Consider the following 24,794-nt stretch of genomic DNA (forward strand, 5'->3'; position numbering starts at 1 on the left):
CGCCGGCCGCCGGCTGCTTTGCATGGGGTTGTTTTCGATATTTTGCCAGCGCCCGCCGCGAACGTGGCCGATGTCGCGGCGGATTCACACCGATTTCGCCGTGACGATTCGCGGCATTTGCGCTAGGCACAATGCAGGTCTGGAGCCGAAAAACCACCATGAGCCGCCGTATCAAGAGAACCACATCGCCGGGCGACCGTGCCAAAGGGCGCGACAAGAGCCGTGACAGGGACCGCGCCGGCGATCGCGGCAAGGAACGTGGTACGAGCGGATCGGCGCAGCGCAGCCGCAAGCCTGACGATCGCAAGTCCGGTGAGCGCAAATCCGGTGATCGGCCGTTCGCGCACCGCACGCCCGGAAAGCCGCCGCGCTTTGCCGAGCCGCGCCGCGACCGCCAGGAGCGGATGGAGCCTGCCGCTGGGAAGCAGGCGGCCGAGCAGCCATTGCCGACCAAGGTGCAGACCGTCGTCGTCACGTCCGACGAGAACGGCATGCGTGTCGACCGCTTCCTCGAGGCGCGGTTTCCGGGCCTGTCGTTCTCCCATATCCAGCGCATCGTCCGGAAGGGCGAGCTCAGGGTCAACGGCAAGCGCGCCGATTCCAAGGACCGGCTGGAGGAGGGCCAGAGCGTGCGGATTCCGCCGCTGCGGCTCGACACGCCGAAGACGTCAGGCACGCTCTCGGAGGCCGAGGCGAAGACGCTGCAGGCGCTGAAGGACATGACGCTATACGAGGACGACGACGTGCTGGTGCTGAACAAGCCCGTCGGCCTCGCGGTGCAGGGTGGCTCCGGCATGACGCGTCATGTCGACCAGATGCTGGAGGTGATGCGCGACGCCAAAGGGCAGAAGCCGCGCCTGGTGCATCGTATCGACCGCGAGACCTCCGGCTGCCTGCTGATCGCCAAGACGCGTTTCGCTGCATCGTTCCTCACCGGCGCGTTCCGCCATCGCTCTGCGCGCAAGATCTACTGGGCGCTGGTCGCCGGCGTGCCGAAGCCGAAGCAGGGCCGGATCTCGACCTACCTCGCCAAGGAGGAGAGCGAGGAGGACAGCATCATGCGGATCGCCGAGCATGGTGACGAGGGTGCAAGCCACGCGGTGACCTATTACGCCGTGGTCGAGGCCTCTGCGACCAAGCTCGCCTGGGTCTCGCTCAAGCCGGTGACCGGCCGTACCCATCAATTGCGCGCCCACATGGCGCATATCGATCACGCCATCGTCGGCGATCCCAAATATTTCAACAAGGAGAACTGGCAGCTGCCGGGCGGCTTGCAGAACCGGCTGCATCTGCTGGCGCGCCGCATCGTGATTCCGCACCCGCGCGGCGGCGTGATCGATGTCAGCGCGCCGCTGCCGCCGCACATGCTGCAATCCTGGAATCTGCTCGGGCTCGAGGCCGACCGGTTCGACCCGATCGAGAACGCGCCCGAGGAGTGACCGGCCGGGCGCCGCCCTGCAATATCCGTCGCGGACAGCAAGAACGATCAAACCGCGCCGCGCACAGCCTCTATGTTGCCGCGCGCCGGTGGTTGCCGGCATGCCATCATCAAAGAGGCTGTCCATGACCGGGACCTGGCTACGCATCGCGCTCTTTCTCATCGGCTCAGCCGTCGCCTCGGTGGCGGCGCATGCCGAGACCATGGTGCTTCGCGGCGGCACGCTCTACGCATCGGCCGATGCGGCTGCGCTGCCGGATGCGGTGATCGTGATCTCGGACGGTGTCATCAGCGCGGTCGGCAAGTCCGGCGACGTCAAGGTGCCCGCGGACGCGCGCGTCATCGATTGCAGCGGCAAGACCGTGGTTGCCGGGTTCTGGAACAGCCATGTGCATTTCACCGAGCACGTCTGGCACAACGCCGGCGAGACGCCGGCCGCGCCGCTGACCCAGCATATGCAGGAGATGCTGACGCGGTGGGGCTTCACGACGGTCTGGGACCTCGGCTCCGATCCGCGGAACATCCTGCCGCTGCGCAAGCGCATCGCCGCGGGCGAGGTCGCCGGCCCCAACATCTTCCTCGCCGGCAGCGTCTTCCCGAAGGACGGCCATCCGGCCTATCTGCCCGCCGACATGCAGCTGCCCGAGGCGTCCACGCCGGACGAGGCGACGCAACTGGCGCGCAGCTACATGGATCTCAACCTCGATGGCGTGAAGTTGTTCACCGGTGTCTACAAGGGAAACAAGCCGGTCGTGAACATGGACCCGGCGATCGCTAGGGCCGCGGTCGACGTGGCGCATGCGCAGGGAAAGCCGGTGTTCGCCCATCCGCAGAACAAGACCGGCGTCGAAACGGTGATCACGGCCGGCGTCGATATCATGGCGCACACCGACCCGAGCGAGGGCGGCTATACGCCGGAGCAGCTGGCGCGGTTCAAGGCGCAGGGCATTGCACTGATCCCGACGCTGTCGCTGTTCACGACCGTCGTTCTCGATCCCGCCGTGACAAACCGGCTGCTGGCCGCGACCGTCAACCAGCTCAAGCAGTTCTCGGAGAATGGCGGGCCGGTGCTGTTCGGCACCGATGTCGGCTTCACCAAGCTGTACGACACCACGCAGGAGTATCAGCTGATGCACCGCGCATTGTCGGAGCGCCAGGTGCTGGCCTCGCTGACGACCAATCCGGCACGGTTCTTCAAGGCGGCAAAGAAAGGCAAGGTGGAGCAGGGCTTCGACGCCGATCTCGTGGTGCTCGACGGCGATCCGCTCAGCGATGTCGCCAATCTCGCGAAAGTGAGCACCACCATCCGCGCAGGTCACGTGATCTATCAGAAGCCGTGAAGGCCGGCCGGGGAACTCGCATATCGAGGGCGGCGTTGACGCATCGGGCAATCACTTGAACCAGTGCCGCGCCGTCACGAGATATAGGCCATGAAGCGATCCTTGATTGTTGCCTGCACTTTGCTCTGGGTCATCGGCGCGCCGAGCGCCTTTGCGCAAAGGCAAATCCTCGGGCCCGGCGGTTCGATCTACAATCCAACGCTGCCGCCGCCGCCACCGCCACCTCCGCCACCCAAAATCGAGGTGCCGCCGGTCCCCAAGATGGACGCGGTCACGCAGCCGAACCTGCGTGCTCCCGCGCGCAGCTCGTTCGGCGACCGTGTCAGCCGGTGTCTCGACGACGCCGCAGCCAGCGGCCTGAACCAGGGCGATCGCGCCGCCTATTCGCGATCCTGCGCCAACACGCGTGACTGACACGTCAAATCCCGACCGCGCTATTGGGCGGGAAGGCGCAACGTCGCGAGGTCGGAGCCGACGATCGTCGTGCCGGTGAAGCCGCCTGCCTCGGCGGCGGCGCGGTAGTCCGCTTCGGTCAGCGCACCACCAGGCACCTTGTAGGGTCCGTGATGCGTCGCCCGGACCTGCGGCGCCAGATGGGTCAGCATCAGGTATTTGGCGCCCGTGCGTTTCGCCATGGCGCCAAGGTCTGATGTCAGGCTCTGGCGATAGTAGACCGGAGGCGGCATGCCGCTGTCGTGCTCCGGACCCATGACCGGATGCATGGTCGAGTGCACGATCACCTCGGCGCCCTGCGCCAGCCTTTCGACTTGCGCCGATGTCGAGGTCGGGCGGGGTGGCGCGGGGCTGTCGTTGCTGGCGTCGCCGCCGATCACGACGCTGCCGGCCGGCGTGTCGACGCGAAACGAGGCGTGACCGGCGACGTGGGTGGAGCGGATCGCGCTCACCTTGACGTCGCCCTTCGTCCAAACCACCTGCGGCTCGTCGCGCGGCTCGAACGTGATGAGGTGCGCGAGCTCGGCAGGTCCGCCCGCCAATCGTCGCTTGTCCTCCGAGACGCGTTGCGCGATCTCGCCGGACTGAACGAAGGCGTCACCGATATGCGTCACGAACTTACCGCAGCTCATGGTGAAGCCGAGCGGTGAAGACACATCGCTGCTGCAGACGACATCGACCTTGGCTCCGCTGGAACTCCAGTTCCAGCGCGCGAGCAGGAGGTCAACGAAGCCCTCGGTGTGGTCCGAATGCATATGGGTGAAGAACACGGCATCGAGCCGGCCGGGATCGATGTTCAGTTGCGACAGCCGCAAGACCGTGCCGCGGCCGGCGTCGAACTGCAGCTTCGTCGTGCCGCAGCCGGCGCTGTCGTCGCCGTAGCGCACGAGGGTGCCGGCGCCGGCGACGCCGTTGATGAGGGCCGGCCCGCTCATCGTGCCGGTCAAGGTAACGAGCATGCAAGGCGCGGCTAGGACGGGAAGCGGAAGCCAGATCGCGATCAGCAAGGCCGTCGGAAGCAAGAAGCGCCGCATGCTATCGGCTCCGGTGTCGTTCCGATGATCGAAGAGACTGCCGAAGTTCGCGCCGTGTCACAAGCGCTCGGCCGCACCGCATCGAGACCTTGTGATCATGCGGTCCGCGCTGTTCTGACGCTCGCACAAACGAAATCCGCCGGCCTTTCGGGCCGGCGGACTGTGTGTCGTCAAAAGCAATCGTCAGTTGTTCCAATTGCCGCCCTGGTCGTTGCCGTCACCGTGGTGATGGCCGCCGCCGTCGAAGTCGAAGAAGTCGAACAGATCGCTGAGCGCCGGGCTGTTGACCGGAACGTAGGGATTGCCGGGCGCCGCAACCGGGTTCGGGAAGTTGTCGCGGCTGCGATGGGTGATCGGCTCCAGGCGCCAGTTCCGCTCGATGAACTTGATGATCGAGACGTGATCGGCATATTCATGCGAGATGTGGCCCTGCCGCGCGTACGGCGACACCACGATCAGCGGAATACGGGTGCCGTCGCCGAAATAGTCGAGCGGCTGCACGTAGCCGGAGTCGAAGTAGCCGCCACCTTCGTCGAACGTGATGAAGATCGCGGTATCCTTGGCGTAGTCCGAGGCCTGGACCTGGTCGACGATCTTCTTCGCGAAGCCTTCGAACAGGTTGAGCTTGGACGACGACGGGTGACCGTCGGTGAAGCCGCTCGGCTTGACGATCGAAACCGCCGGCAGCGAGTGCTTGGAGAGGTCGGAGTACAGATCAACCGAGTCCTTGATATGGGCCGCGACCTGTTCCGGGTGCGACATGATCGAGGTGTCGTACTGGAACGGATTGCAGATGTTGCAGTACTCGTCGGCGGTCGGACCGGCCACGCCCCAGTTGAGCTGGTAGGGATCGTTGACGTAGTTGTTCCACTGGTCGCCGTAATACTTCCAGGAGATATTCCGCTCGTTCAGGCTGTCGCCGATGCTCTTGCGGGTCGACGGCGGGATCGTGAACGGCGTGTTGGACGGATTGGTGTCGGTGTAGGCGTTCTTGCCGTTGCCGAAATAACCCGGGTTGTAGTTGTTCAACAGATAATAGTGGCCCGGCTCGCAATTCGCGTTGATCCGGATGTTCTTCAGATAGTCCAGGATCGGCTTGACGCCGGGCTGGGTCGGATCCGAGCAGTCGCTGTAGGAGCCGCCGCCGGACACCGGGCTCGTCTGGAAGGGCGGCGCGAAGCCGCCATTGCCGCCGGCGCCGTAGCCGTCCTCGGTGTACCAGTTGTTGGTGCCAGCAGCCGGGTTCGGATTCTCGATCTCATGGACGATGCCGGCGTCGGGCGTGCCGCCGAACACCTGCGTGCCGTTCGGCGGGACCGCGGCGTTGCCGTAGGTGTCGCTGAAGTAGAGCATGTCGGCATGACCGAACATGATGTGGTTGGCACCGGTGCCGCCGTTGACGGACTGGTGGAAGTTGTCGCTCATCGCATATTTCTGCGCCAGCGAGGTGAAGTAGGGCACGTCGCCCTTCTGCACATTGTAGAAGCCGAGCGCCGTCGAGCCTTCACCCGTGGTCGTCGCCGTCGGCGAATAGTCGGTGGAGAAGTTCGAGGGCTGCGCCGCGCCGTTGGCACCGGCGCCGACGGTCACTTCGACCCAGGCGAACAGGTTGGCGCCGCAGCCCGACGGATTGTCGCGGCTGGCCGCCGAGTGGTTGCAGTTCAGCTGCTGCCACATCTGGTAGAAGCGATGCACCGGGCTTGCCGAATAGGAGTCGTAGGGCATCGCGTCGCTGTTGGTGAGCTGGAACGGACCGGCCGGCAGCGCGCTGACATTGGTGATGCGCTGGTCGGGGGTCTGCGAGGTCTGGCCGGTGCCACCAGAGAGCAGGAACTGGTAATACTCGGACGGCAGGCCGGATTCCGACTGCTGCGCCAGCACCAGCGAGGCCTCGCAGGTGGTGATCGGCGAGCTGCCGCACTTGTTCGGGATGTAGGAGACCTTGGGGCCGCCGACCAGCGGAGCCGGCAACTGATCCTTCGGGAAGTTCTGCTTCGGCGGGCTCAGCAGGAACGCATCGTTCGGGCCGTTATCCATCGCCGCGTGCTGATGCGCCTTTTCGAAGTTCGGCCCCGGGATCGCATTCTTGCTAGCGTCGAGCTTGACGATGCCCTGCGAGAGCAGGTTGAACACGCTCTCGCCGCGCCGTTCGGGCACGTAGGTCGCGAACACGTGGTCGAAGCTACGGTTCTCGCCGATGATGACGATCACGTGCTTGATCGGCGAACGGGTCTCGTGTCCACCGTGGTGGTCCCAGTCCTGCGCAAGGACGGGGCCGGCGGTGAACTGGCCCAGCGCCAGTGCGCTGAGGGTGAGGCGGCAACTCTGCAGCCAACGTGACTTCCGTTTGTCGCGCATTAAAGCTCTCCTTTTTGCTGGTTGAGCGGCTTGGTGGAACTTGCAGTGTCTCGCGGCACGACCTTGATCCGCCCCATCATGCCGCCGTCCTCATGCTCGAGGACGTGGCAGTGGTAGACGAAGGTGCCGACGATGTTGGGATCGCGGAAATCCATGCGCAGGCGCACGCTCGGATATTTCAGCATCCGGGTGTTGTAGTAGGGCACGTTGACGGTATCGCGCAGGAACGGCTCGTTGACCGCGACGCCGGACCAGTCGAGCAGCTGGAAGTGAAGCTGATGGATGTGGAAATCATGCAGCTCCATCGAGCGGTTCTCGATGATCCAGTCCTCGACGTCGCCCTGCCGCACGGTGATGTCGGGAACATCCGAATTCGGATCGAACGGCTTCGGCGTCTCGCCGTCGAGGGTCATGAAGAACTTGGTCGGGCTGTTCGGATCGTTCGGGTTCTCCGGCTGCTCGGAGAAGAACAGTTTTCTGACGCGCACCGGTGCGACGTTGCCGACCCACGGCCGCTCAGGTCGCGGCAGCGGCTCGGCGTGAGCGGGCAGGACGGCCTGTGGCTCGCCAGCGTTGGCCGAGGCCGTGATGGCGACCAGCGCGCGGTTGGGATCGTTCTCGCCGGCCGGCCCGGTGTCGACCGCGCGCGTCACCAGCAAGGCTGACGCGCCGGCCGGCGGTCCCTCGACGATGAACTCGGCGCGCGAGCCCGGCGGCAGGCCGATATGGTTGACCCATTGCACCGGCGGCGACGGGCTGCCCTGGAATTGCAACGGCACCCCGTCGAGCCCGACGATGCCGATCTCCTGCGGCGCGCGGCCGACCAGCAGCGCGAGGTTGAGATAGGTGATCGCGGACGCGTTCAGCACGCGCCAGAGCTGGCGCTCGCCCGGCTTCATCGTCAGCCTGGCCGGCGGATAGTTCGGATAGGGCACCGGCACGAAGTTGACGGAGAGATCCTTCGACGGCTTGCCGAAGCCGGTGCCGGAGTTGGCGACGTCGCCGTCATTGTCGAGCTGGCTCTTGGTCATGACCGGCTCGAATTTCGACGGCGGTGCGTTTGGATTGACGAGGTCCTGGTCGCGGATCACGAGCACGCGCTCGGGCAAGTCGGCGAGCTGTGGATCGGCGCGCTCGATGCCTTCGACGATGATGGCGCCGGAGGCGCCGCCGAGCACCTGTGTCTTGCTGAAGCCGTGCAGATGCGGGTGATACCAATAGAGGCCGGGTGCCGCGTTGTCGGGAATCCGCAGACGATAGTCGAACGGCGCATCGTCGGGCTGGATCGAGGTTTTCAGCACATCGTCCTGGTGACAGACCGGCGGCACGGTCAGCCCGTGGAAGTGCAGATTGGTCGAGATCGGCGTCATCGCGCCGCTCTCGCAGATGTCGGCCTGCTTCCGCGTCGTGCAGATCGGCGCGCCGGCGAGTGGGCGGTCGATCGCAGGCGTTGCCGTGTCGAGGTCGACGAGGTCGTTCTTGAAATGGATCACCAGCTGATCGCCCGGCTGCAGCCGCAGGGTCGGCGACGGCTTGCCGTCCGGTGTCAGGTAGCAGTAGCGGCTCGTTCCATCCGGCATCTTCTCGTCGTGGATGGTGAGGTCGGTTTCAAGCACGCCGTCGCGGCTACGCAATTCAGCGGGTTCGGCGATCGCGCTTCCGGGCTCGGGCCGGGCACAAACGTCCTGCTGCGTTCGCGGCGCATCCTGCAAGCTTGCTGCGGCGAGCCATGTCGTCATGCCGCTCGCAGCCAGCCCGAGGCAAGCCGCGGCGATGACACAACAAACGGTCGAAAGTCGTCGTGCCACGCCGCCCCGCTTATACGCCGCCACGCGCGCGCAAGCGCGCGACCGACGCCACGCGTGACGTCAGTCCACGTCTTGCGACCGCAATGGTCGACAAATGCTTCTGTTTGGTATCGGGGACGCTAGCCGCGCGTTGTTGCCGGAATCTGGCAGGTTTTTAACGCGCAGATGACAGAAATTTGCGGCACTTCGACGCAGCGGCGTGCGCGATCTTCAAACCTGCTGAGCGATCAATCGGATGACCCATTCGCCGACTGAATTGCGGAGATACGAAGACGCGCAGGCAATCGTCAGATATTTTTTCGGTGTTGCCGATCCTGTCATGTGAAGTCGAGCGACGGCCGCCTGGTTCCAGAGAATTGTTTCGGGGCCGACACATCGCGTCGTGCGATCTGCAAATTGCTCGCTACCCCGCAACGGCATTCGGCAGGAATTTGGCGTCTGCTTCAGCAGGCTCGCGCAGCTCGTCCTCCCATTTCGCAACGACGGCGGTCGCAACGCCGTTCCCGATGACATTGGTCATCGTCCGTCCCATGTCGAGGAAAGCATCGATTCCGATCAGCAGCACGAGGCCGCCTGCCGGCAGGCCGAAGGCGGGAAGGGTGGCGGCGGCGACCACAAGCGACGCGCGCGGCACGCCGGCGATGCCCTTGCTGGTGATCATCAGGAGCAGCAGCATTGCGATCTGGGTCGTGATCGGCATCTCGATGTTGAAGGCCTGGGCCACGAACAGCGCGGCGAAGGTCTGATACATCATCGAACCGTCGAGATTGAACGAATAGCCGAGCGGCAGGACGAAGCCGGTGATCCGCTCCGATACGCCGAACTTCATCAACTGCTCGATCATCTTCGGGAAGGCCGCCTCACTGCTGGATGTCGAGAAGGCGATCATCATCGGTTGCCGCAACAGGCGAAGCAGGTGCTTGATCGACCCGCCGAGCACGACGCTGCCCGCGCCGATGATGATCACCCAGAGCACCAGCAGTCCGAAGTAGAACGCGCTGACGAACTTTCCATAGGTGACGAGAACCCCAAGCCCCTGCGTGGTGATGACGGCAGCCATGGCCGCGAAGACGCCAACCGGCGCAAAGCGCATGACGTAGTCGGTGAATTTCAGCATGACAGGAACGACCTGATCGATCGACCTTGCGATATCGGGCGCAAGGGTGCCCTTGACCGCACTGAGCGCAAAGCCGAAGAACATCGAGAAGACGAGGATTTGCAGCACCTCGTTTCCGGCCATCGCCTGGACGACGCTGATCGGGAAGACGTGGGCGGCGAAATCCTTGACGTTCAGGCTGCTGGTCTGGACATTGGCGGTGGCATTTGCATCGGGCAGCGCAAGGCTGAGACCGTGCCCCGGCTGCAGCAGGTTCGCCAGCGCGAGCCCGACCGCCAGCGACACCACTGATGCGGTGATGAACCAGGCCAGCGATTTGACGGCGATGCGACCGACGGCACCGCCGCTCGCGCCGAGACTGGAAATTCCGGACACGATGGTCGCGAACACCAGTGGCGCGATGATCATCTTGATCATGCGCAGGAAGATATCCGACAGAATGGCGAAGTAACCCGCGATCGCCTTGGCTTGGTCCGGACTAGCGAGCGTGTTGCACGCGTAACCCACGGCGATGCCGAGGAACAGGCTCACCATGATGTATGTGGTCAGCTTGTTCGGGGTCTGGACTCTGTTGCCTGCCTGCATGACGTGATCCTTCGCGCCACCGGGGAGTTGCGGCATCCGAGCTGTGGCGCGCCTCATTCGGCGTCTCGGAGTGCCGCTAGAGCATGATCCGGAAAAGTGGAGACCGGTTTTCCGACAAGATCATGCTCAAACAAGAACAGTTCGAACGGAGAGCCGGTCCGGCTAACCGAGCTTTGACAGCACAGCCGTGCGAGCCTGGGTCGTTGGCGCGTTGCGGGCGCGGATCGCCTCGATCAGGCGGTCGATGTCTTCAATCGTGTTGAACATGCCGAGCGACACGCGGATGCCGTCGCGCTCGGGCGAGACCCGGATGCCGTTCTGCGTGAAGTAGTCCAGCCAGTCGGCCGCCGGCAGGGCGATGACATAGATGTGCGGCGCGCGATGCTGCCGGTCGCGCGGGCCGACCAGGCCGACATCGAGCCGATCGAGACGTTCGATCAGGTAATCGCCGAGCTCGAAGCAATGCTGTTGGATCTTCTCGATCCCGATCTGGTTGATGAGATCGATCGCCGCGCCCAGGGCCTGGACGGCCGGAAGATTGAAATTGCCGAGCTCGAAGCGGCCTGCGGTCGCGGGCAGGGCCATGTTGTCCGGCCTCGCGATGAAGTCGAGCGGCGGATCGGCGAGGCTTGCCGCCGCGAGGTAGGCCGGCTCCAGTTCGGTCCGCGTTGCGTCCCAGTAGAGCAGACCGAGCCCTTGCGGCACGAGCAGGCCCTTGTGCGTGCCTGAGCCGATGAACGTCGCCTTCATCGTCTTGGCGTCGATCGGCACCACGCCGATGCCCTGCATCACGTCCACGACGAAGTAGAGCGAATGCTGCGCGCAGAGCTCGCCCACGCTTTCCACATCGAAGCGATGGCCAGCGTGAAAGGTGACATGCGACATCGAGATCGCGCGCGTTCGCTCGTCGATATGTGGCCGGAAGCTCTCCGCGTCGATCACCTCGGTCATCGGGATGAAGACGATCTCGACGCCCTTCTTGCGCAGATTGAGGAAGGCGTAGGCATTGTTGGGATGATCGCCCTGGATCATCAGAACCTTGTCGCCGGCACGAAGCGGCAGCGCGTTGGCCGCGATGTTCATGCTCTCGGACGTGTTCTTGGTAAAGGCGATCTCATGTGGCTTGACCCCGAGGAAATCAGCGACTTTCGCGCGGGTCTCTTCGAGGCGATTGAGCCAGACCTGCTTCGGGCCGGCGGTTTCGAAGCCTTCCGAGAGAAAGCGCTCAAAGGCCTCCTTCACCGGCCGGGAGAGCGGCGTCTGGAAGCCGCTGTCGAGGTAGACCACGTGCTCGGCGGCCGGGAAGGCCTTGCGAACGGCTGATATGTCGTAGTGCTGGCGCATGATCACTCCGATGGCTTGGGCACGGCAAGACGCTCCGCCGGGCGGGCCGGCGGTGACCAGTTCTGGTGTCGGCGAAGTGGACTTGAAGTTGGACTTGGAGAGCGCTGCCTAGATCGTGGTCAGCTCAATCATCTGCCCCGAGGATACACAGGATTTGCCCGAGATCGAGATTTCATTCGAAAAACGAGAGTATTTATTCCGAAAAATGAGAATCCACGAAATCCTCTTCATAATCCTGTAGAATGGTTTCGGACAGCAGCGTTGCAGCCTCCTGCAATGGAGCGATGAAGGCATCGAGACCTGCGAAGCCGACGCGTGCCACGGGCACTGAAACGCCGAGGCATGCGATCAGATCGCCGGCCGGCGAGACGATCGGCACCGCGCAACCGACGACGCCGCGAACGAATTCCTCGTTGGTCTTCGCCCAGCCCCTGCGCCGCGTTTCCTCAAGCAGGGCCAACAATTCGTTGGGGTCCGCGATCGTCGTCGGAGTGTAGCGGACGAGGGGGAGTGAATTGACCAGCCGCTGGCGGACCTTCGCCGGAAGGCGGCTCATGTAGATCTTGCCCGTCGACGTGCAGTGGAGTGGCGCGGCTTCGCCCGGATTGAATTGCAACGCCTGCTGTTGTTTGGAACGAACGTGGTCGACATAGACCACGACGTTGTCGCGGACGACGCCGATCTCGCACTGCTCGCCGATGCGGTCGGCCACCGCACTCAGGACAGCGTGCCGGCGCACGGTGCGAAACGCCGCGCCGATCGTCTTGGCGGCAAGCGTGACCAGCTTGCTCCCCACCACATAGCGCTTCGTCCCGAGAGCTTTCTGAATGAGGCCTCGGGATTCGAGATTGCCGATGAGCCGATGCGCGGTCGGCAGCGGCAGCGAAAGCGCGGTCGCGATTTCGGCGGCTGACAGCGCCTTCTTCTGTTCGGCAACGAAGGTCAGGATCGCGATGGCCCGATCGAGTGGCCCGTCGTTGGAGCTGTCAGGTTCGTTGGCCACGATCCATTCCTCTGCGTCGAAGTCGCTTACCGGCTTTTACAGCAACACAACCGGAAAGGCTCGCTCCGGTTCGCGACATCGTTGCTGGACACCTCGGCCTAGCGCCTGAACTGCATCAGAAACATCCGCAAGGAATCGTGCGGGCTCTCGACATCGGCGATCACCCAGCCGTCGGGTCCGTTGACGACGATGAAGTTGAGCGTGACGGCGCGGCCCTCATTGTCGAAGGTCACGGTGACATCGGTCTTGTCGAACTGCCGGCGCGGCGTTGCGATCGCAATCGGGCCGATCCGCCAGGTCGGGCTCTGCACCAGAAAATCGTACGGCGCGTCATGCAGGGCGGTCCAGACGCCGCGCAGGCTGGGATCGAAGAATTGCCGGGCGGTTTCCTCGTCGCGCGGCAGGCCGTTGGAGAACGCGGCGCTGCCTTTGCCGTAATAGGCGTAGACGTTGCGGATCAGCGATTCCGGCGTGCGGAACCCGGCGTCGGCGGCGCCGGCTCCGAGAACCGCCGCAACGAGCGAGACACCCGCGAGGAATTTGCCGCGTCCCATCAGCTTTATTTGCCTCTGCCGCTGACATATCTTGCAGGGAAATCCCTGGAAACGAAAGCCGGCCGGCGCGATGCGCGAACTCTTCGACGATATCCCTGAACAAGCTCCGCTCGATCCGCAGGAGGCGGTGCGGCGCCACATCCGCACACCCAAGCGCAAGCGCTTCTACACCAGCGCCGGCGTCACCGATGCCGACGGCGGATTTGCGATCACGCTCGACGGCAAGCAGATCCGCTCGCCGTCCGGCAAGCCGATCGTGGTGCCGACCCGTGCCATTGCGGATGCGGTCGCGGTCGAATGGAATGCGCAGGGCGAGACCATCGATCCCGTGACCATGCCGCTGACGCGCCTCGCCAACAGCGTGGTCGAGGGGGTGATCGATCGCGTCGACGAGGTCGCCGACGATGCCGCCAAATTCCTCGGCAGCGATCTCTTGTTCTACCGCGCCGGCCATCCCGAGACGCTGGTGGCGCGCGAGGCCGAGCATTGGGACCCGATCCTGTTCTGGGCCGCTGATGCGCTCGGCGCCCATTTCGTGATGGCCGAGGGGGTCATGCATGTCGGCCAGCCCGAGCCCGCGATCAGGGCAGCGCGCGCCGCGTTCCCGACCGATCCGTGGCCGGTGGCGGCGCTCCACGTGGTGACGACGCTGACCGGCTCGGCGCTGCTGGCGCTGGCCTTGGCGCACGGCGTCTGTGACGAGGACCAGGTCTGGGCCGCCGCCCATGTCGACGAGGACTGGAATATCGAGAAATGGGGCGTCGACGAGGAGGTCGCGGCGCGCCGCGCCGCCCGCCAGGTCGATTTCAAGGCTGCCGCCGGCGTGCTCAGGGAGTTCAGGCCGGGTTAACGAGACCTTTACGGCGCCGGGCTAGCCTGCGGCCCATCCCTCGCGCCTGGCCGAGACCTCCGACATGGCACTCGCCGTCAAACCCGTGCTGCCGGTGCCTGCCTCGAACGAGGCAGGCAGCGTCGCGCCGGACCTCACGCTCGAGGCCGGCAGCGTCATCAATGCGCAGGTCCTGAAGGTGCTCTCCGCCGATCTGGTGCGGATCGCGATCGCGAGCCTGTCGATCGATGTCCAGACCGAGGTGCCGCTGCAGCAGGGCCAGAACCTGCAGCTTGCGGTGTCGCAGAGCAATGACGGCATCCGTCTGCAGCTGGTTGGATCGGGCGCGGACACCGGCGATGCGGTGCAACTGTCGCCGGGCGCGGCCAACGCTACGGCGGCGCCGCAACCCGTCGCCACGGCGCCGAAGGCCGCGCTGACGCCGCTCGAGCGCGTCACCATCACCGCGACAGCGCAGCATGCGGCGGCGGTGCAGGGCAGTCAGGCCCCGCTGTTTGCCAACCTCACGGCGGTCGCGTCAGCCAATCTGCCGCCAAAGCTGCAGGCCGCGATCGCGCAGGTGCTGGCGCAGCAGACCGGCCTTGACGAGAATTTGAGCGGCGATGCCGTGAAGGCCGGCTTCCAGAAGTCCGGCCTGCTGCTCGAGGCGACACTCGCATCGGGTGTCGCGCCGGCGAGCGGCAGCACGCCCGATCTGAAAGCCGCGCTGATCGTGCTGCGCCAGGCGCTGACCTCGCTCGGCGCGGGTGACGCCGCGAGGCCCGCGTCTACGCCGCTGCAACCGGCATTGCCCGGCGCCGGAGCGGCGCCGAGCCTCGTGCCATCAGGCACGCCCGGCCTCGACGTCCAGGAGATCCTGCTGCCGCAAGCCCGCGTGCCGGTGGCTGAGGATCTCACCCGCGGCGCCACCGGGCTTGCCGGCGCGCTCGCGGATGCGCTCGATGCCGGCCCGTCTTCCGGTGGCGCGCTCAATCTCATCCAGGAAGCGCTGCATGAGCTCGGCAGCCCGGCACGGCAAAGCGCCGCGCCGCGGGAGATGCTGCCCGGTGATGTCCCTGTACGCGGCAGCCCGCCGCCACCGCCGTTTCACGGCGCGCTGCCGGCGGCCCAGGCCGTCGCCGAGGCCACGATCGCGCCGGGCGCGCCGCTTGCGACGACGGCGCATCGCCTGCTGGAAAACACCGACGCGGCGCTGGCGCGGCAGACGCTGTTGCAGGTCGCCTCGCTGCCGGGCCACGGCGATGCTGCGCGTCCGCAGCTCGATACGATGGTGCCGCGCTGGAATTTCGAGATTCCGTTCCTGACCCAGCAGGGCACGGCGATGGCGCAGTTCGAGATCTCCCGCGACGGCGGCGGCAACGAGGTCGAGGCCGCCAGGCGGGTGTGGCGGGCGCGCTTCACGCTCGACGTCGAGCCGGCCGGGCCGGTGCACGCGCTGGTCTCGCTGAACGGCGAGCGCACCTCGGTGCGGATGTGGGTCGAGCGGCCCTCGACCGCCGCGCAGCTGCGCGCCGGCGCCTCCGAGCTCAGCCAGGCGCTGACCAGGGCTGAGCTTACGCCCGGCGACATCGAGATCCGCGACGGCAGCCCGCCGCAACCTGCGCCGCCGCGCGCCGGCCATTTCCTGGACCGCGCATCATGAGCGAGACGCAGAACCAGCTCGCGGTCGCGCTGCATTACGACCACGCCGGTGCGCCGCGCGTGGTGGCAAAAGGCAAGGGCGCGATCGGCGCCAAGATCATCGAGGTCGCCAAGGCCAACGACATCCCGATCGAGGAGAACGAGGTCTTGGCCGGCGCGCTCTCCAATGTCGAGCTCGGCGACGAGATCCCGGCCGAGCTCTACAAGGCCGTCGCCGAGGTCTTGGTGTTCGTGCTGCGGATGTCGGGCCGGGCGCGCTGAGCGCTTTCAATCGACAGTGCCTGTTGCCATCCTTTCACCACGATGGCATCCACGATCGTCGTCAACCCGAAACAGTTCAGGACTCCTCGTGATCCATCGCCGCCATGCGCTCGGTCTGTTTGCTGCCGCCGCCATCCTGCCGTCGCGCAGTCTTGCCAATGTGTCCTACCAGCGCAGCGAGTTTCGCGAGGACCTGCAGAAGCGGTTCTTCGATCTCGGCACCGAGGGCACCTTCGTCGGTTACAAGATCGACGACTATCTGATCATCGCGAGCGACAAGGTTCGCTCGGGCGAGGGCAGGCTGCCGGCCTCGACCTTCAAGATTCCGAACGCGCTGATCGCGCTCGACACCGGCGTGGTGCAGGATCCCGACAAGGACGTCTTCAAGTGGGACGGCGTCACCCGCAGCATCGAGGCCTGGAACAAGGATCACACGCTGCGCTCGGCGATCGCGGTGTCGGCATTCCCGGTGTTCCAGGAGATCGCGCGCCGGATCGGCGAGGAGCGGATGAAGACATATCTCGACACGATCGACTACGGCAACCGCGACATCGGCGGCGGCATCGACCAGTTCTGGGTTTCCGGCAATCTGCGGATCGATCCAATTCAGCAGATCGATTTCCTTGACCGGCTGCGCCGCGGCGTGCTGCCGGTCGGAAAGCGCAGCCAAGAGCTGATGTGCGACATCCTCCCGGTGACGAAGGTCGGTGATGCCGTCATCCGCGCCAAGACTGGCCTCACCGACAAGGAGCACGGCTCGCTCGGCTGGCTGGTCGGCTGGTCCGAGAAGGGCAGCGACATCACCGTGTTCGCGATGAACATGGACTGCAAGACGCAGGCGCAGATCGACGCGCGGATGAGCGTCACCCAGCAATGCCTCACCGATATCGCCGCGCTGTGACCATCTGACCTGCGCGATCATCTCTGGTTGGCGTCGCGCAGCGTCTTTTTTGGAGCATGATCCTTTCGGAAAACCGGTTTCCACTTTTCCTGATCATGCTCTAGCATCCCCCGATAAATCAAAAGCGGAGGAATCATGCGTTCAGCAATAGTCTGGCTCTCGTCGCTCACGCTGGCGGCGGCCGGCGGCTGGCTCGCGGCCACGGTGTTATCAGTGCCGGCCACCAGCAAGGAGCCGCGCTTCCCGCAGCTCACGATGGATCAGCTCAACGACCTGCAGAAGCCGCTCGGCGAGCAGATCATGAAAGTGTCGAGCGTCGGCATCGGTGGGCCCTACAATCCGATCATCCGCAGCCCGGTGCTCGGCCAGCGCCTCTATGATCTGTTCTATTACCTGCGCTGGCAGACCTCGGTGCCGACCAGGCTGAACGAGTTCGCGATCCTGATCATCGGCCGGCAATGGCGCTCGCAGGTCGAATGGTTCGCCCACGCCCCGCTCGCGGCAAAGGCCGGGCTGTCGGCCGACGTCATCGCCGAGTTGAAGGCCGGCAACCGTCCGTCGAAAATGGCCGACGACGAGGCTGTCGTGTACGACTTCGTCACCGAGCTGACCACGACCAAGAAGGTTTCCGACGCGACCTATGCGCGGGCCAAGACGATCTTCAACGACCAGCAGATCGTCGATCTCACCGCGCTCGCCGGCAATTACGTGATGGTGGCGATGATCCTGGCGATGGCCGAAGAGACCGTGCCGCCGGGCAAGGAAGAGCCGTTCAAGGTCGGCGAGAAGTAGCGACGCGGACTGCGCTTCACGTCGCCCCGTAAGAGCGGGGCAGCGCAGCGCCGTCGCGCTCGACCTGATCGCATCACGATTTAGTGCCGCGCGAGCGCCAGCGAAACCGCCGTCACGTTGCTCTGCTGCGGACGGATCGACACGGATTGCTTGCCGCCACGCGTGGTGAGCGAGAGGTCGGCGGAGAAATTGTTGCCGCGCGCGGCGGCTTCAACGCGATCGCCGGTCGCGCGCCCGGAGATCGTTCCGGACGCATTGCGGCTCGCCTCGGTCCATGCACCGGAGATCGCGCCACCGCGATATTCGACGTCACTGGTGAGATCGAAATTGTAACTCGCGCTGGCGCATTTGAGTGACAGGCGAAGTTCGGCGCCGGTGCCGTCGACATCGTATTTGGCGCGGCAGCGCAGTTGCTCCTGCATGCCGTCCGATGTCGTGAGCGTGCCTCCGCCGGACCATGAACCCGCCATGGCGAGCAAAGGCGAGGCGGGCGCGGCCTGCAAGGGCGATGCGAGCGCGCCGAGCGACAGCAGCACGAGGCTGGTCTTCGCGATGTTTGATCGAGACATCCTGGGCTCCTCTACCGGTTGATGTCTCATAACGCGGCAGGGTTCCGAAGGTTCTTACCGTGCGCCGTCGCGCGCAAGGCCGGTTCCGCGGCGACCGAAGATCAGCGCCCGATCGCCCGCTGCAACGCCGGCATCAGCTTCGGGTCGCGGCACTGCGCGACGTTGAAGCGCATGAAGCCGGTGGCCGATTGCGTGGTGCTGAACACGTTGCCCGGCGCCAGCACGATGTTGTCGGCGAGCGCGGCGCGCGCCACGTCGGCGGAGTCGCAGCCGTCGGGCAGGCGGCACCAGAGCTGGAAGCCGCCGCGCGGCATCAGCCAAGGCTCGATGCCGATGCGCTGCAGCTTCTCGCCGACGTCGCGGCGGGCGCGCGCGAGCCGCCGGCGCAGCTCCTCGACATGCTTGCGGTAGAAGCCGGTCGCCAGGACGCTCGCGATGATTTCGGTCGCGACCGCGCAGGGGCCGCCGAACCCGGTGGCGACCTGCAGATCGACCAGCTGCTCGATCCAGTCGGCGCGCGCCGCGATGAAGCCGCAGCGCAGCGATGCCGACAGCGTCTTGGAGAAGCTGCCGATCCGGATCACGCGGTTCAGCCCGTCGAGGGCCGCGAGCCGCGCCGACGGCTCCGGCTCGAAATCGGCGAAGATATCGTCCTCGACGATGGTGAGATCGCAGGCGGCGGCGGCATTCAGCACGCGGTGCGCGGTCTGCGGCGACATCGTCGCTCCGGTCGGATTGTGTAGCCCGGATACGGTGATGTAGAGCCGCGGCCGCTCGGCGTCGAGCACGGCCTCGAAGCTTGCGACGTCGGGCCCCGACGGGGTGTAGGGCACGCTGACGAGCTTGACCTGATGGGCGCGCAGCAGCGCCCGGAAATTGAAATAGCAGGGATCGTCGACCAGCACCGTGTCGCCGGGCCGCAGCAGGAAGCGGCAGATCAGGTCGATCGCCTGGGTGCCGGACATCGTGAGTAGTACCTGCTCGGGCGATACTTCGAGGCCCTCGTCGGCGAACCGCGCCATCAGCGTGCGGCGCAGGGCCAGTGAGCCGCGCGTCGCACCGTAATCGGCGAGCACGGCGTCCTCGGCCCGCGCCAGTCCGCGGAACGCGCGCCGCAGCGCCTCGGTCGGCATCCAGTCGGCGGGCAGCCAGCCGCAGCCTGGCTTCAGCGCGCCGCTCGCGGCGTCGAGCGATTGCCGCGACACCCAGAATGGATCGACGGCGCGGTCGTGCTGCGGCTGGTCCTTGGCCAGCGAAAGCGGCGGCAGCGCGGCCGACGAGACATAGAAGCCGGAGCCCGGCCGCGCCCGGATCAGGCCCTCGGCGGCGAGCCGGTCATAGGCCTCGACCACGGTGGAGGGCGAGACGCCCATGGTCGCGGCAAAGCTGCGGATCGAGGGCAGGCGGTCGTCGGCGGCGAGCGCGCGGCTCGCGATCCTGGCGCGGATCGCGTTCATCACGTCGGTGGTCCGGGTCGCCTTTGGCGCATTGGCTGGTCGCTGCAAGTGTATGCCTACCTTTGCCCATACAGTTTGGCGATATTGTACTGATCCGTAGCTGCCCTGGCCAGCCCGTCGCCGCTATCCTCGCCCGCGAAAGACGAGGTACGTGATGAGCGATTCGAAGACGTTGTCGGGCAAGTCTTGGTCGGGGAAGTCCTGGACGGGCGAGGCGAGCGGCGGCGCGTCGCTGGAAGGCTGGGGCAGCGGCCTGCTTGGTGTGATCATCTTCAGCGGCTCGCTGCCTGCGACCCGCGTCGCCGTCGCGGGGTTCTCGCCGCTGTTCCTGACCTCGGCACGCGCCGCGATCGCGGCGCTGCTCGGCGCCGTGCTGCTTGCCGCGTTGCGGCAGCCCTGGCCGGAGCGGCGCGACCTGGTGTCGCTGACCATCGTCGCGCTCGGCGTCGTGATCGGCTTTCCGCTGCTGACCGCGCTCGCGCTCCAGCACATCACCTCGGCGCATTCGATCGTGTTCATCGGGCTGCTGCCGCTGTCGACCGCGGTGTTCGGCGTGCTGCGCGGCGGCGAGCGGCCGAAGCCGAAGTTCTGGCTGTTCTCCTGCATCGGCAGCGCGACGGTCGCAGCCTTCGCTCTGTCGGGCGACGGATCGGCGTCGCTGACCGGCGACTTGCTGATGGTCGCGGCCATCATCGTCTGCGGCCTCGGCTATGCCGAAGGCGCGGCGCTGTCGCGCCGGCTCGGCGGCTGGCAGGTGATCTCCTGGGCGCTGGTGCTCTCGGCGCCGGTGGTGCTGCTGATGACCATCATGACGCTGCCGCCGAGCTGGCAGGGCATCGGCGCGCCGGCCTGGCTCGGGCTCGCTTACGTCTCGATCTTCAGCATGCTGGTCGGCTTCGTGTTCTGGTATCGCGGGCTTGCGCTCGGCGGCATCGCCAGCGTCGGCCAGTTGCAACTGCTGCAGCCGTTCTTCGGCCTCGCGTTGGCCGGGTTGCTGCTGCATGAGCCCGTGCCGTGGTCGATGATCGCAGCGACCATGCTGGTCGTCGTCTGCGTGGTGTTCGCGCGGCGTTTTGCTTGAGGGAGCATCGGACCTCCGGCCGAAGTGTAAAGCGCGCGCTAACCATGCCAAGTGGTAATTCATGGCGCCGGCCGCACCGCTCCGCAATGTTGCGGATCGGGTTTCAGTGATCCTTAAGCCGAGCTGCCCACCTTGCGCGCTGACATCAGAGGGGCAGATGACCTTCAGGTTCATTGCGCCTGACGCGATCAGGTCGGCAAGCCAGCGTGCATTGTTGGCGCAGTGGGATCAACTGGCCGCCGGCCGGCCATTTCCCGCTTTCGCCGAGCTGAAGCCGGATCCGGCAATCCATGATCCCCGGCAACTCGTCGCATGGGCGGTCGAAGGCGAGGGCCGCCTGCGCAAGTTTCGCGCGATGTATCAGGGCGAGAATGTCGCCGAGGCGTTCAATTCGGCCTGGGCCGGGAAGACCATGGAGCAGGTGGTCCCGATGTCGCTCCGGCGCATCACGCTGACGCCGGCGAAGGATTGCGCCGCGAGCGGCTGCGCGGTCTACATGGTGTTCTCCACCGTCGATGCCAATGATCAGCGGGTCGATTGCGAGCGGCTGCTGCTGCCGTTCGGCAATGGCGCGAAGGTCGAGCATCTGCTCGCCTCACTGCAATTGACGGCGGTCGCAAGCAGGCCCCGCATCGTCAAGCATTTCGACATGCAGGCGGACGTGCGGTTGCAGGGAAGGATCCGTTCCGGCTTCTCGGCGGTCGTGACCGAAGCTGCCACCGGCGAGCAGCGCCGGGCTTCCCGGCGCAATGTCGCGCGGGCGGCGCGGATCAGCTTTGCCCGGCGCAGCATGACCTGCATCGTCCGTAACCTCTCCGCGACCGGCGCTGCGGTCGAGGCGACCGATCCCGCCGCTATCCCCGACAGTTTCCGTCTCGTGCTGGAGATGGAAGCGACCGAGCGGCGCTGCCGCGTGGTCTGGCGCAGGAACGGCTGGATCGGGGTCGAGTTCAGCTGAGCTTGCCGATCCGCCCGAGATGGGTGTAGCCGAACCCACTTGAATATTTCAGCCCATAGCCGAGCGCGCGGTCGATCCCGATATGGGCGAGCCAGATCATTGCGATCGAGAGCACCAGGGGTCCTTCGCCGGCAAAACCCAGCGTCATCAGCGCCACCGGCGCGAGATAAGTGTGCGCGGCGTTGTAGGCGATGGCGCCGACCCGCGGGCTGACCAGGTAGGCGGCAAAGCTCAAGTCCGGCACCAGGAACAGCAGGACATAGACCAGCCAGGAACCTTCCCATTTGTAGTAGAGCACGGTCATCCCGACGAACAGCACCAGCCCCTCCAGCCGGAGCAGGGTGCGCACCCCGCCGGTCGCGGCGCCAGTCGCTTCAGTCGTCATGTCGGTCATTGCAGTCTCCCCAGATATCGGAAAATCCTACCGTTTTGTCGCTCAATACGGCCCACAAGCGCCTTTCCGGTTCCGAAATGGCCGTGCTAAAGCCATTCCGAACGAAGCGGACCCGGCTCGCACCGGGACGTGGACTGTAGCTAACACGGGCGGAAACAAATGAAAGATATCCTCGATACCCTCGAAGAGCGGCGCGCCGGCGCCAGGCTGGGCGGCGGCGAAAAGCGCATCGAGGCGCAGCACGCCCGCGGCAAGCTCACCGCCCGCGAGCGGATCGAGCTCCTGCTGGACAAGGGCTCGTTCGAGGAATTCGACATGTTCGTCGAGCATCGCTCGATCGAATTCGGCATGGAGAAGAGCAAGATCCCCGGCGACGGCGTCGTCACCGGCTGGGGCACGGTCAATGGCCGCAAGACCTTCGTGTTCGCCAAGGACTTTACCGTGTTCGGTGGCTCGCTGTCGGAAACCCATGCACTGAAGATCACAAAAATTCAGGACATGGCGATGAAGGCGAGGGCGCCGATCATCGGCCTCTATGACGCCGGCGGCGCGCGCATCCAGGAAGGCGTCGCGGCGCTCGCGGGCTATTCCTACGTGTTCCGCCGCAACGTGCAGGCCTCGGGCGTGATCCCGCAGATCTCCGTCATCATGGGCCCCTGCGCCGGCGGCGACGTCTATTCGCCTGCGATGACCGACTTCATCTTCATGGTGAAGAACACCAGCTACATGTTCGTCACCGGCCCCGACGTGGTGAAGACCGTCACCAACGAGGTGGTGACGGCGGAGGAGCTCGGCGGCGCCTCGGTGCACGCGACGCGCTCCTCGATCGCCGACGGCGCCTTCGAGAACGACGTCGATGCGCTGTTGCAGATGCGCCGGCTGATCGACTTCCTGCCGTCGAACAACACCGACGGCGTGCCGGAATGGCCGAGCTTCGACGATATCGGCCGGGTCGACATGTCCTTGGACACGCTGATCCCCGACAATCCGAACAAGCCCTACGACATGAAGGAGCTGATCCTGAAGGTCGTCGACGAGGGCGACTTCTTCGAGATCTCGGAGACCTTCGCCAGGAACATCGTCACCGGCTTCGGCCGCATCGCCGGCCGCACGGTGGGCTTCGTCGCCAACCAGCCGATGGTGCTGGCGGGCGTGCTCGACTCTGACGCCTCGCGCAAGGCCGCCCGCTTCGTCCGCTTCTGCGATGCCTTCAACATTCCGATCGTCACCTTCGTCGACGTGCCGGGCTTCCTGCCGGGCACCGCGCAGGAATATGGCGGGCTGATCAAGCACGGCGCCAAACTGCTGTTCGCCTATTCGCAGTGCACGGTGCCGCTCGTCACCATCATCACCCGCAAGGCCTATGGCGGCGCCTTCGACGTCATGGCTTCGAAGGAAATCGGCGCCGACATGAACTACGCCTGGCCGACCGCGCAGATCGCTGTCATGGGCGCCAAGGGCGCGGTGGAGATCATCTTCCGCTCCGACATCGGCGACCTCGACAAGATCGCCGCCCGCACCAAGGAATACGAAGACCGCTTCCTGTCCCCCTTCATCGCCGCCGAGCGCGGCTACATCGACGACGTCATCATGCCGCATTCGACGAGGCGCCGCATCGCGCGGGCGCTGGCGATGTTGAAGGACAAGAAGGTCGAGATCCCGGCGAAGAAGCACGACAATCTGCCGTTATAGCGGCAGCGTAGGGTGGGTTAGCGAAGCGTAACCCACCGCCTTCGTTCCGCACGATCCGCGGAGGGTTACGGCTTCCGCCTAACCCGCCCTACAGGTTCGAATCCGATGACCGAAGACGAGCCGACCGACGAGATTTCCGAGATCGAGGCGCAGATCGAGGAGCTTGCCGAGAGCGCCGAACGATCGCGCAGGATCATTCTCGGTTCGAAGGTCGCGATATCAGGCGGGTTCGTGCTGCTGCTCGTCACGCTGCTCGGTCTGCTGGGCTCCGGAGAAACCGCGGCGCTCGGGTCGATTGCGCTGGTGCTCGGCGGCATCGTATCGCTTGGGTCGAATGTCAGCACCTTGCGGCAGACCGAGGCCGCCATCAGCACCGCCGAGGCGCGCCGGGCGCGGCTGATCGGCAACATCGACCTGCGGCTGGTTCACGATGCGCCGCTGAAGCTGATGTGACGGGAGCGGGCGAGGGCACACGCATGATCGAGACGCCGCGCCTTCGACTGCATCATTGGAACGACCGCCATCGCGATGCGTTCGCGGCGATGCATGCCGATCGCGAGGTCATGGCCGATTATGGCGGACCGATCGGCCGGGCGGAGAGCGAAGAGAAATTCCAGCGATACGTTGCCGCGCAGCGCGACCACGGCGTCTCGCGATGGGCGGTCGAGACCATCGATGGCGCATTCCTCGGCTATGCCGGCGTGATGCCGCGATCGTCGCGGGATCATCCGCTCGGCGCGCATGTCGAGATCGGCTGGCGTTTTGCGCGCAACGCCTGGGGGCAGGGTTACGCGACCGAGAGCGCTAGGGCTGCGTTGCTGCATGCCGTTGATGACGTCGGCCTGCGTGGGATCGTGTCCTACACCGGCGCGGATAACGCGCGCTCGCGGGCTGTCATGGCGCGGCTCGATCTTGTCCGCGATGCTGCGCGTGACTTCACGAGACTGACGGCGCGCGGCGAACAATGGCGCGGGCTGGTCTGGGTCGTGCCGTTGGGATGGCCAGGCGTTTGATGCGCAACTGTCGTCCCTGCGCGCTCACCCGCTCTCGGTGTCATCACCCGGCTCGATGTTTAGACCGGACAGATCACGGACAGGTGTTCGGGGACATAGCTGACACATCACAATTGGCTGGATTGGTCGATTCGGGAGGCCGTCCATGCCG

Annotated in this window: 23 protein-coding genes; 13 read left to right on the forward strand and 10 right to left on the reverse strand. The window is 65.5% G+C overall.

The annotated features are described in order from the left end of the window. The first annotated feature begins 158 nt into the window (after positions 1–158). The 3 genes from FBZ93_RS32890 (at position 159) to FBZ93_RS32900 (ending at position 3,192) form a co-directional block, all read left to right on the forward strand. Positions 159–1,439 (forward strand): RluA family pseudouridine synthase, encoded by a 1,281-nt coding sequence (locus tag FBZ93_RS32890; protein WP_146991535.1) that lies wholly within the window; start codon positions 159–161, stop codon positions 1,437–1,439. Between the two features lie 124 nt (positions 1,440–1,563). Beyond that, complete coding sequence (locus tag FBZ93_RS32895; RefSeq protein WP_167529321.1) at positions 1,564–2,778, forward strand: amidohydrolase family protein; 1,215 nt, start codon at positions 1,564–1,566, stop codon at positions 2,776–2,778. Positions 2,779–2,868: 90 nt separating this feature from the next. Further along, on the forward strand, positions 2,869–3,192 hold the full coding sequence (locus FBZ93_RS32900) for a hypothetical protein (RefSeq protein WP_146991537.1): 324 nt from the start codon (positions 2,869–2,871) through the stop codon (positions 3,190–3,192). Between the two features lie 20 nt (positions 3,193–3,212). Here FBZ93_RS32900 and FBZ93_RS32905 read toward each other — a convergent pair whose 3' ends face one another. From FBZ93_RS32905 to FBZ93_RS32935, 7 genes are all read right to left on the reverse strand, one after another. Next, positions 3,213–4,190 (reverse strand): MBL fold metallo-hydrolase, encoded by a 978-nt coding sequence (locus FBZ93_RS32905; RefSeq protein WP_167529322.1) that lies wholly within the window; start codon positions 4,188–4,190, stop codon positions 3,213–3,215. 258 nt (positions 4,191–4,448) lie between these two features. Further along, a complete protein-coding gene (locus FBZ93_RS32910) occupies positions 4,449–6,623 on the reverse strand; it encodes an alkaline phosphatase family protein (RefSeq protein ID WP_146991539.1) in 2,175 nt (724 codons plus the stop codon). Beyond that, positions 6,623–8,362, reverse strand: coding sequence for a multicopper oxidase family protein (locus FBZ93_RS32915; protein WP_146991540.1), 1,740 nt, complete (start codon positions 8,360–8,362; stop codon positions 6,623–6,625). Before FBZ93_RS32915 ends, FBZ93_RS32910 begins: the two co-directional genes overlap by 1 nt. A 472-nt stretch (positions 8,363–8,834) precedes the next feature. Beyond that, positions 8,835–10,133, reverse strand: a complete 1,299-nt coding sequence (locus tag FBZ93_RS32920) for a dicarboxylate/amino acid:cation symporter (RefSeq protein WP_146991541.1) — start codon at positions 10,131–10,133, stop codon at positions 8,835–8,837. Between the two features lie 162 nt (positions 10,134–10,295). Next, the gene (locus FBZ93_RS32925; protein WP_146991542.1) at positions 10,296–11,477 is read right to left on the reverse strand and encodes an aminotransferase class V-fold PLP-dependent enzyme; all 1,182 of its coding nucleotides are present in this window, start codon (positions 11,475–11,477) and stop codon (positions 10,296–10,298) included. A 193-nt stretch (positions 11,478–11,670) separates the two neighbouring features. After that, the gene (locus tag FBZ93_RS32930) at positions 11,671–12,480 is read right to left on the reverse strand and encodes an IclR family transcriptional regulator (RefSeq protein WP_146991543.1); all 810 of its coding nucleotides are present in this window, start codon (positions 12,478–12,480) and stop codon (positions 11,671–11,673) included. 98 nt (positions 12,481–12,578) lie between these two features. Beyond that, complete coding sequence (locus tag FBZ93_RS32935; protein WP_146991544.1) at positions 12,579–13,034, reverse strand: hypothetical protein; 456 nt, start codon at positions 13,032–13,034, stop codon at positions 12,579–12,581. Positions 13,035–13,104: 70 nt separating this feature from the next. Between FBZ93_RS32935 and FBZ93_RS32940 the strand changes: the two genes are divergently transcribed. From FBZ93_RS32940 to FBZ93_RS32960, 5 genes are all read left to right on the forward strand, one after another. Then, positions 13,105–13,884: an ATP12 family chaperone protein gene (locus FBZ93_RS32940; protein WP_146991545.1), complete on the forward strand. Its 780-nt coding sequence runs from the start codon at positions 13,105–13,107 to the stop codon at positions 13,882–13,884. Between the two features lie 64 nt (positions 13,885–13,948). Then, on the forward strand, positions 13,949–15,526 hold the full coding sequence (locus FBZ93_RS32945; RefSeq protein ID WP_146991546.1) for a flagellar hook-length control protein FliK: 1,578 nt from the start codon (positions 13,949–13,951) through the stop codon (positions 15,524–15,526). Next, a complete protein-coding gene (locus FBZ93_RS32950) occupies positions 15,523–15,786 on the forward strand; it encodes an EscU/YscU/HrcU family type III secretion system export apparatus switch protein (RefSeq protein ID WP_021081624.1) in 264 nt (87 codons plus the stop codon). The genes FBZ93_RS32945 and FBZ93_RS32950 overlap by 4 nt, the downstream gene beginning before the upstream one ends. A gap of 88 nt (positions 15,787–15,874) precedes the next feature. Further along, entirely contained in the window at positions 15,875–16,687 is an 813-nt protein-coding gene (locus tag FBZ93_RS32955) for a class D beta-lactamase (RefSeq protein WP_146991547.1), read from the forward strand. 135 nt (positions 16,688–16,822) lie between these two features. Then, the gene (locus FBZ93_RS32960) at positions 16,823–17,479 is read left to right on the forward strand and encodes a carboxymuconolactone decarboxylase family protein (RefSeq protein ID WP_146991548.1); all 657 of its coding nucleotides are present in this window, start codon (positions 16,823–16,825) and stop codon (positions 17,477–17,479) included. 80 nt (positions 17,480–17,559) lie between these two features. Here the strand turns inward: FBZ93_RS32960 and FBZ93_RS32965 are convergent, their stop codons facing one another. Both FBZ93_RS32965 and FBZ93_RS32970 read right to left on the reverse strand, forming a co-directional pair. Then, entirely contained in the window at positions 17,560–18,048 is a 489-nt protein-coding gene (locus tag FBZ93_RS32965; protein ID WP_146991549.1) for a hypothetical protein, read from the reverse strand. Positions 18,049–18,149: 101 nt separating this feature from the next. Further along, the gene (locus tag FBZ93_RS32970; protein WP_146991573.1) at positions 18,150–19,505 is read right to left on the reverse strand and encodes a PLP-dependent aminotransferase family protein; all 1,356 of its coding nucleotides are present in this window, start codon (positions 19,503–19,505) and stop codon (positions 18,150–18,152) included. 154 nt (positions 19,506–19,659) lie between these two features. Here FBZ93_RS32970 and FBZ93_RS32975 point away from each other — a divergent pair, with 154 nt between their 5' ends. Beyond that, positions 19,660–20,586 carry a DMT family transporter gene (locus tag FBZ93_RS32975; RefSeq protein ID WP_246667747.1) on the forward strand — a complete coding sequence of 309 codons (927 nt, stop codon included), beginning with the start codon at positions 19,660–19,662 and terminating at the stop codon, positions 20,584–20,586. A gap of 157 nt (positions 20,587–20,743) precedes the next feature. After that, the gene (locus FBZ93_RS32980; RefSeq protein ID WP_167529323.1) at positions 20,744–21,544 is read left to right on the forward strand and encodes a PilZ domain-containing protein; all 801 of its coding nucleotides are present in this window, start codon (positions 20,744–20,746) and stop codon (positions 21,542–21,544) included. Here FBZ93_RS32980 and FBZ93_RS32985 read toward each other — a convergent pair. Beyond that, positions 21,537–21,938 carry a DUF4260 domain-containing protein gene (locus FBZ93_RS32985; protein ID WP_146991551.1) on the reverse strand — a complete coding sequence of 134 codons (402 nt, stop codon included), beginning with the start codon at positions 21,936–21,938 and terminating at the stop codon, positions 21,537–21,539. The two genes, FBZ93_RS32980 and FBZ93_RS32985, sit on opposite strands and share 8 nt — an antisense overlap. Before the next feature lie 159 nt (positions 21,939–22,097). Here FBZ93_RS32985 and FBZ93_RS32990 point away from each other — a divergent pair, with 159 nt between their 5' ends. The 3 genes from FBZ93_RS32990 (at position 22,098) to FBZ93_RS33000 (ending at position 24,643) form a co-directional block, all read left to right on the forward strand. After that, positions 22,098–23,630: an acyl-CoA carboxylase subunit beta gene (locus FBZ93_RS32990; RefSeq protein ID WP_146991552.1), complete on the forward strand. Its 1,533-nt coding sequence runs from the start codon at positions 22,098–22,100 to the stop codon at positions 23,628–23,630. A gap of 105 nt (positions 23,631–23,735) precedes the next feature. Beyond that, positions 23,736–24,083: a hypothetical protein gene (locus FBZ93_RS32995; protein WP_146991553.1), complete on the forward strand. Its 348-nt coding sequence runs from the start codon at positions 23,736–23,738 to the stop codon at positions 24,081–24,083. Between the two features lie 23 nt (positions 24,084–24,106). Beyond that, positions 24,107–24,643: a GNAT family N-acetyltransferase gene (locus tag FBZ93_RS33000; protein WP_146991554.1), complete on the forward strand. Its 537-nt coding sequence runs from the start codon at positions 24,107–24,109 to the stop codon at positions 24,641–24,643. Positions 24,644–24,794: the final 151 nt, after the last annotated feature.

This window comes from Bradyrhizobium macuxiense (genome assembly GCF_007993935.1).
Classification (GTDB): domain Bacteria; phylum Pseudomonadota; class Alphaproteobacteria; order Rhizobiales; family Xanthobacteraceae; genus Bradyrhizobium; species Bradyrhizobium macuxiense_A.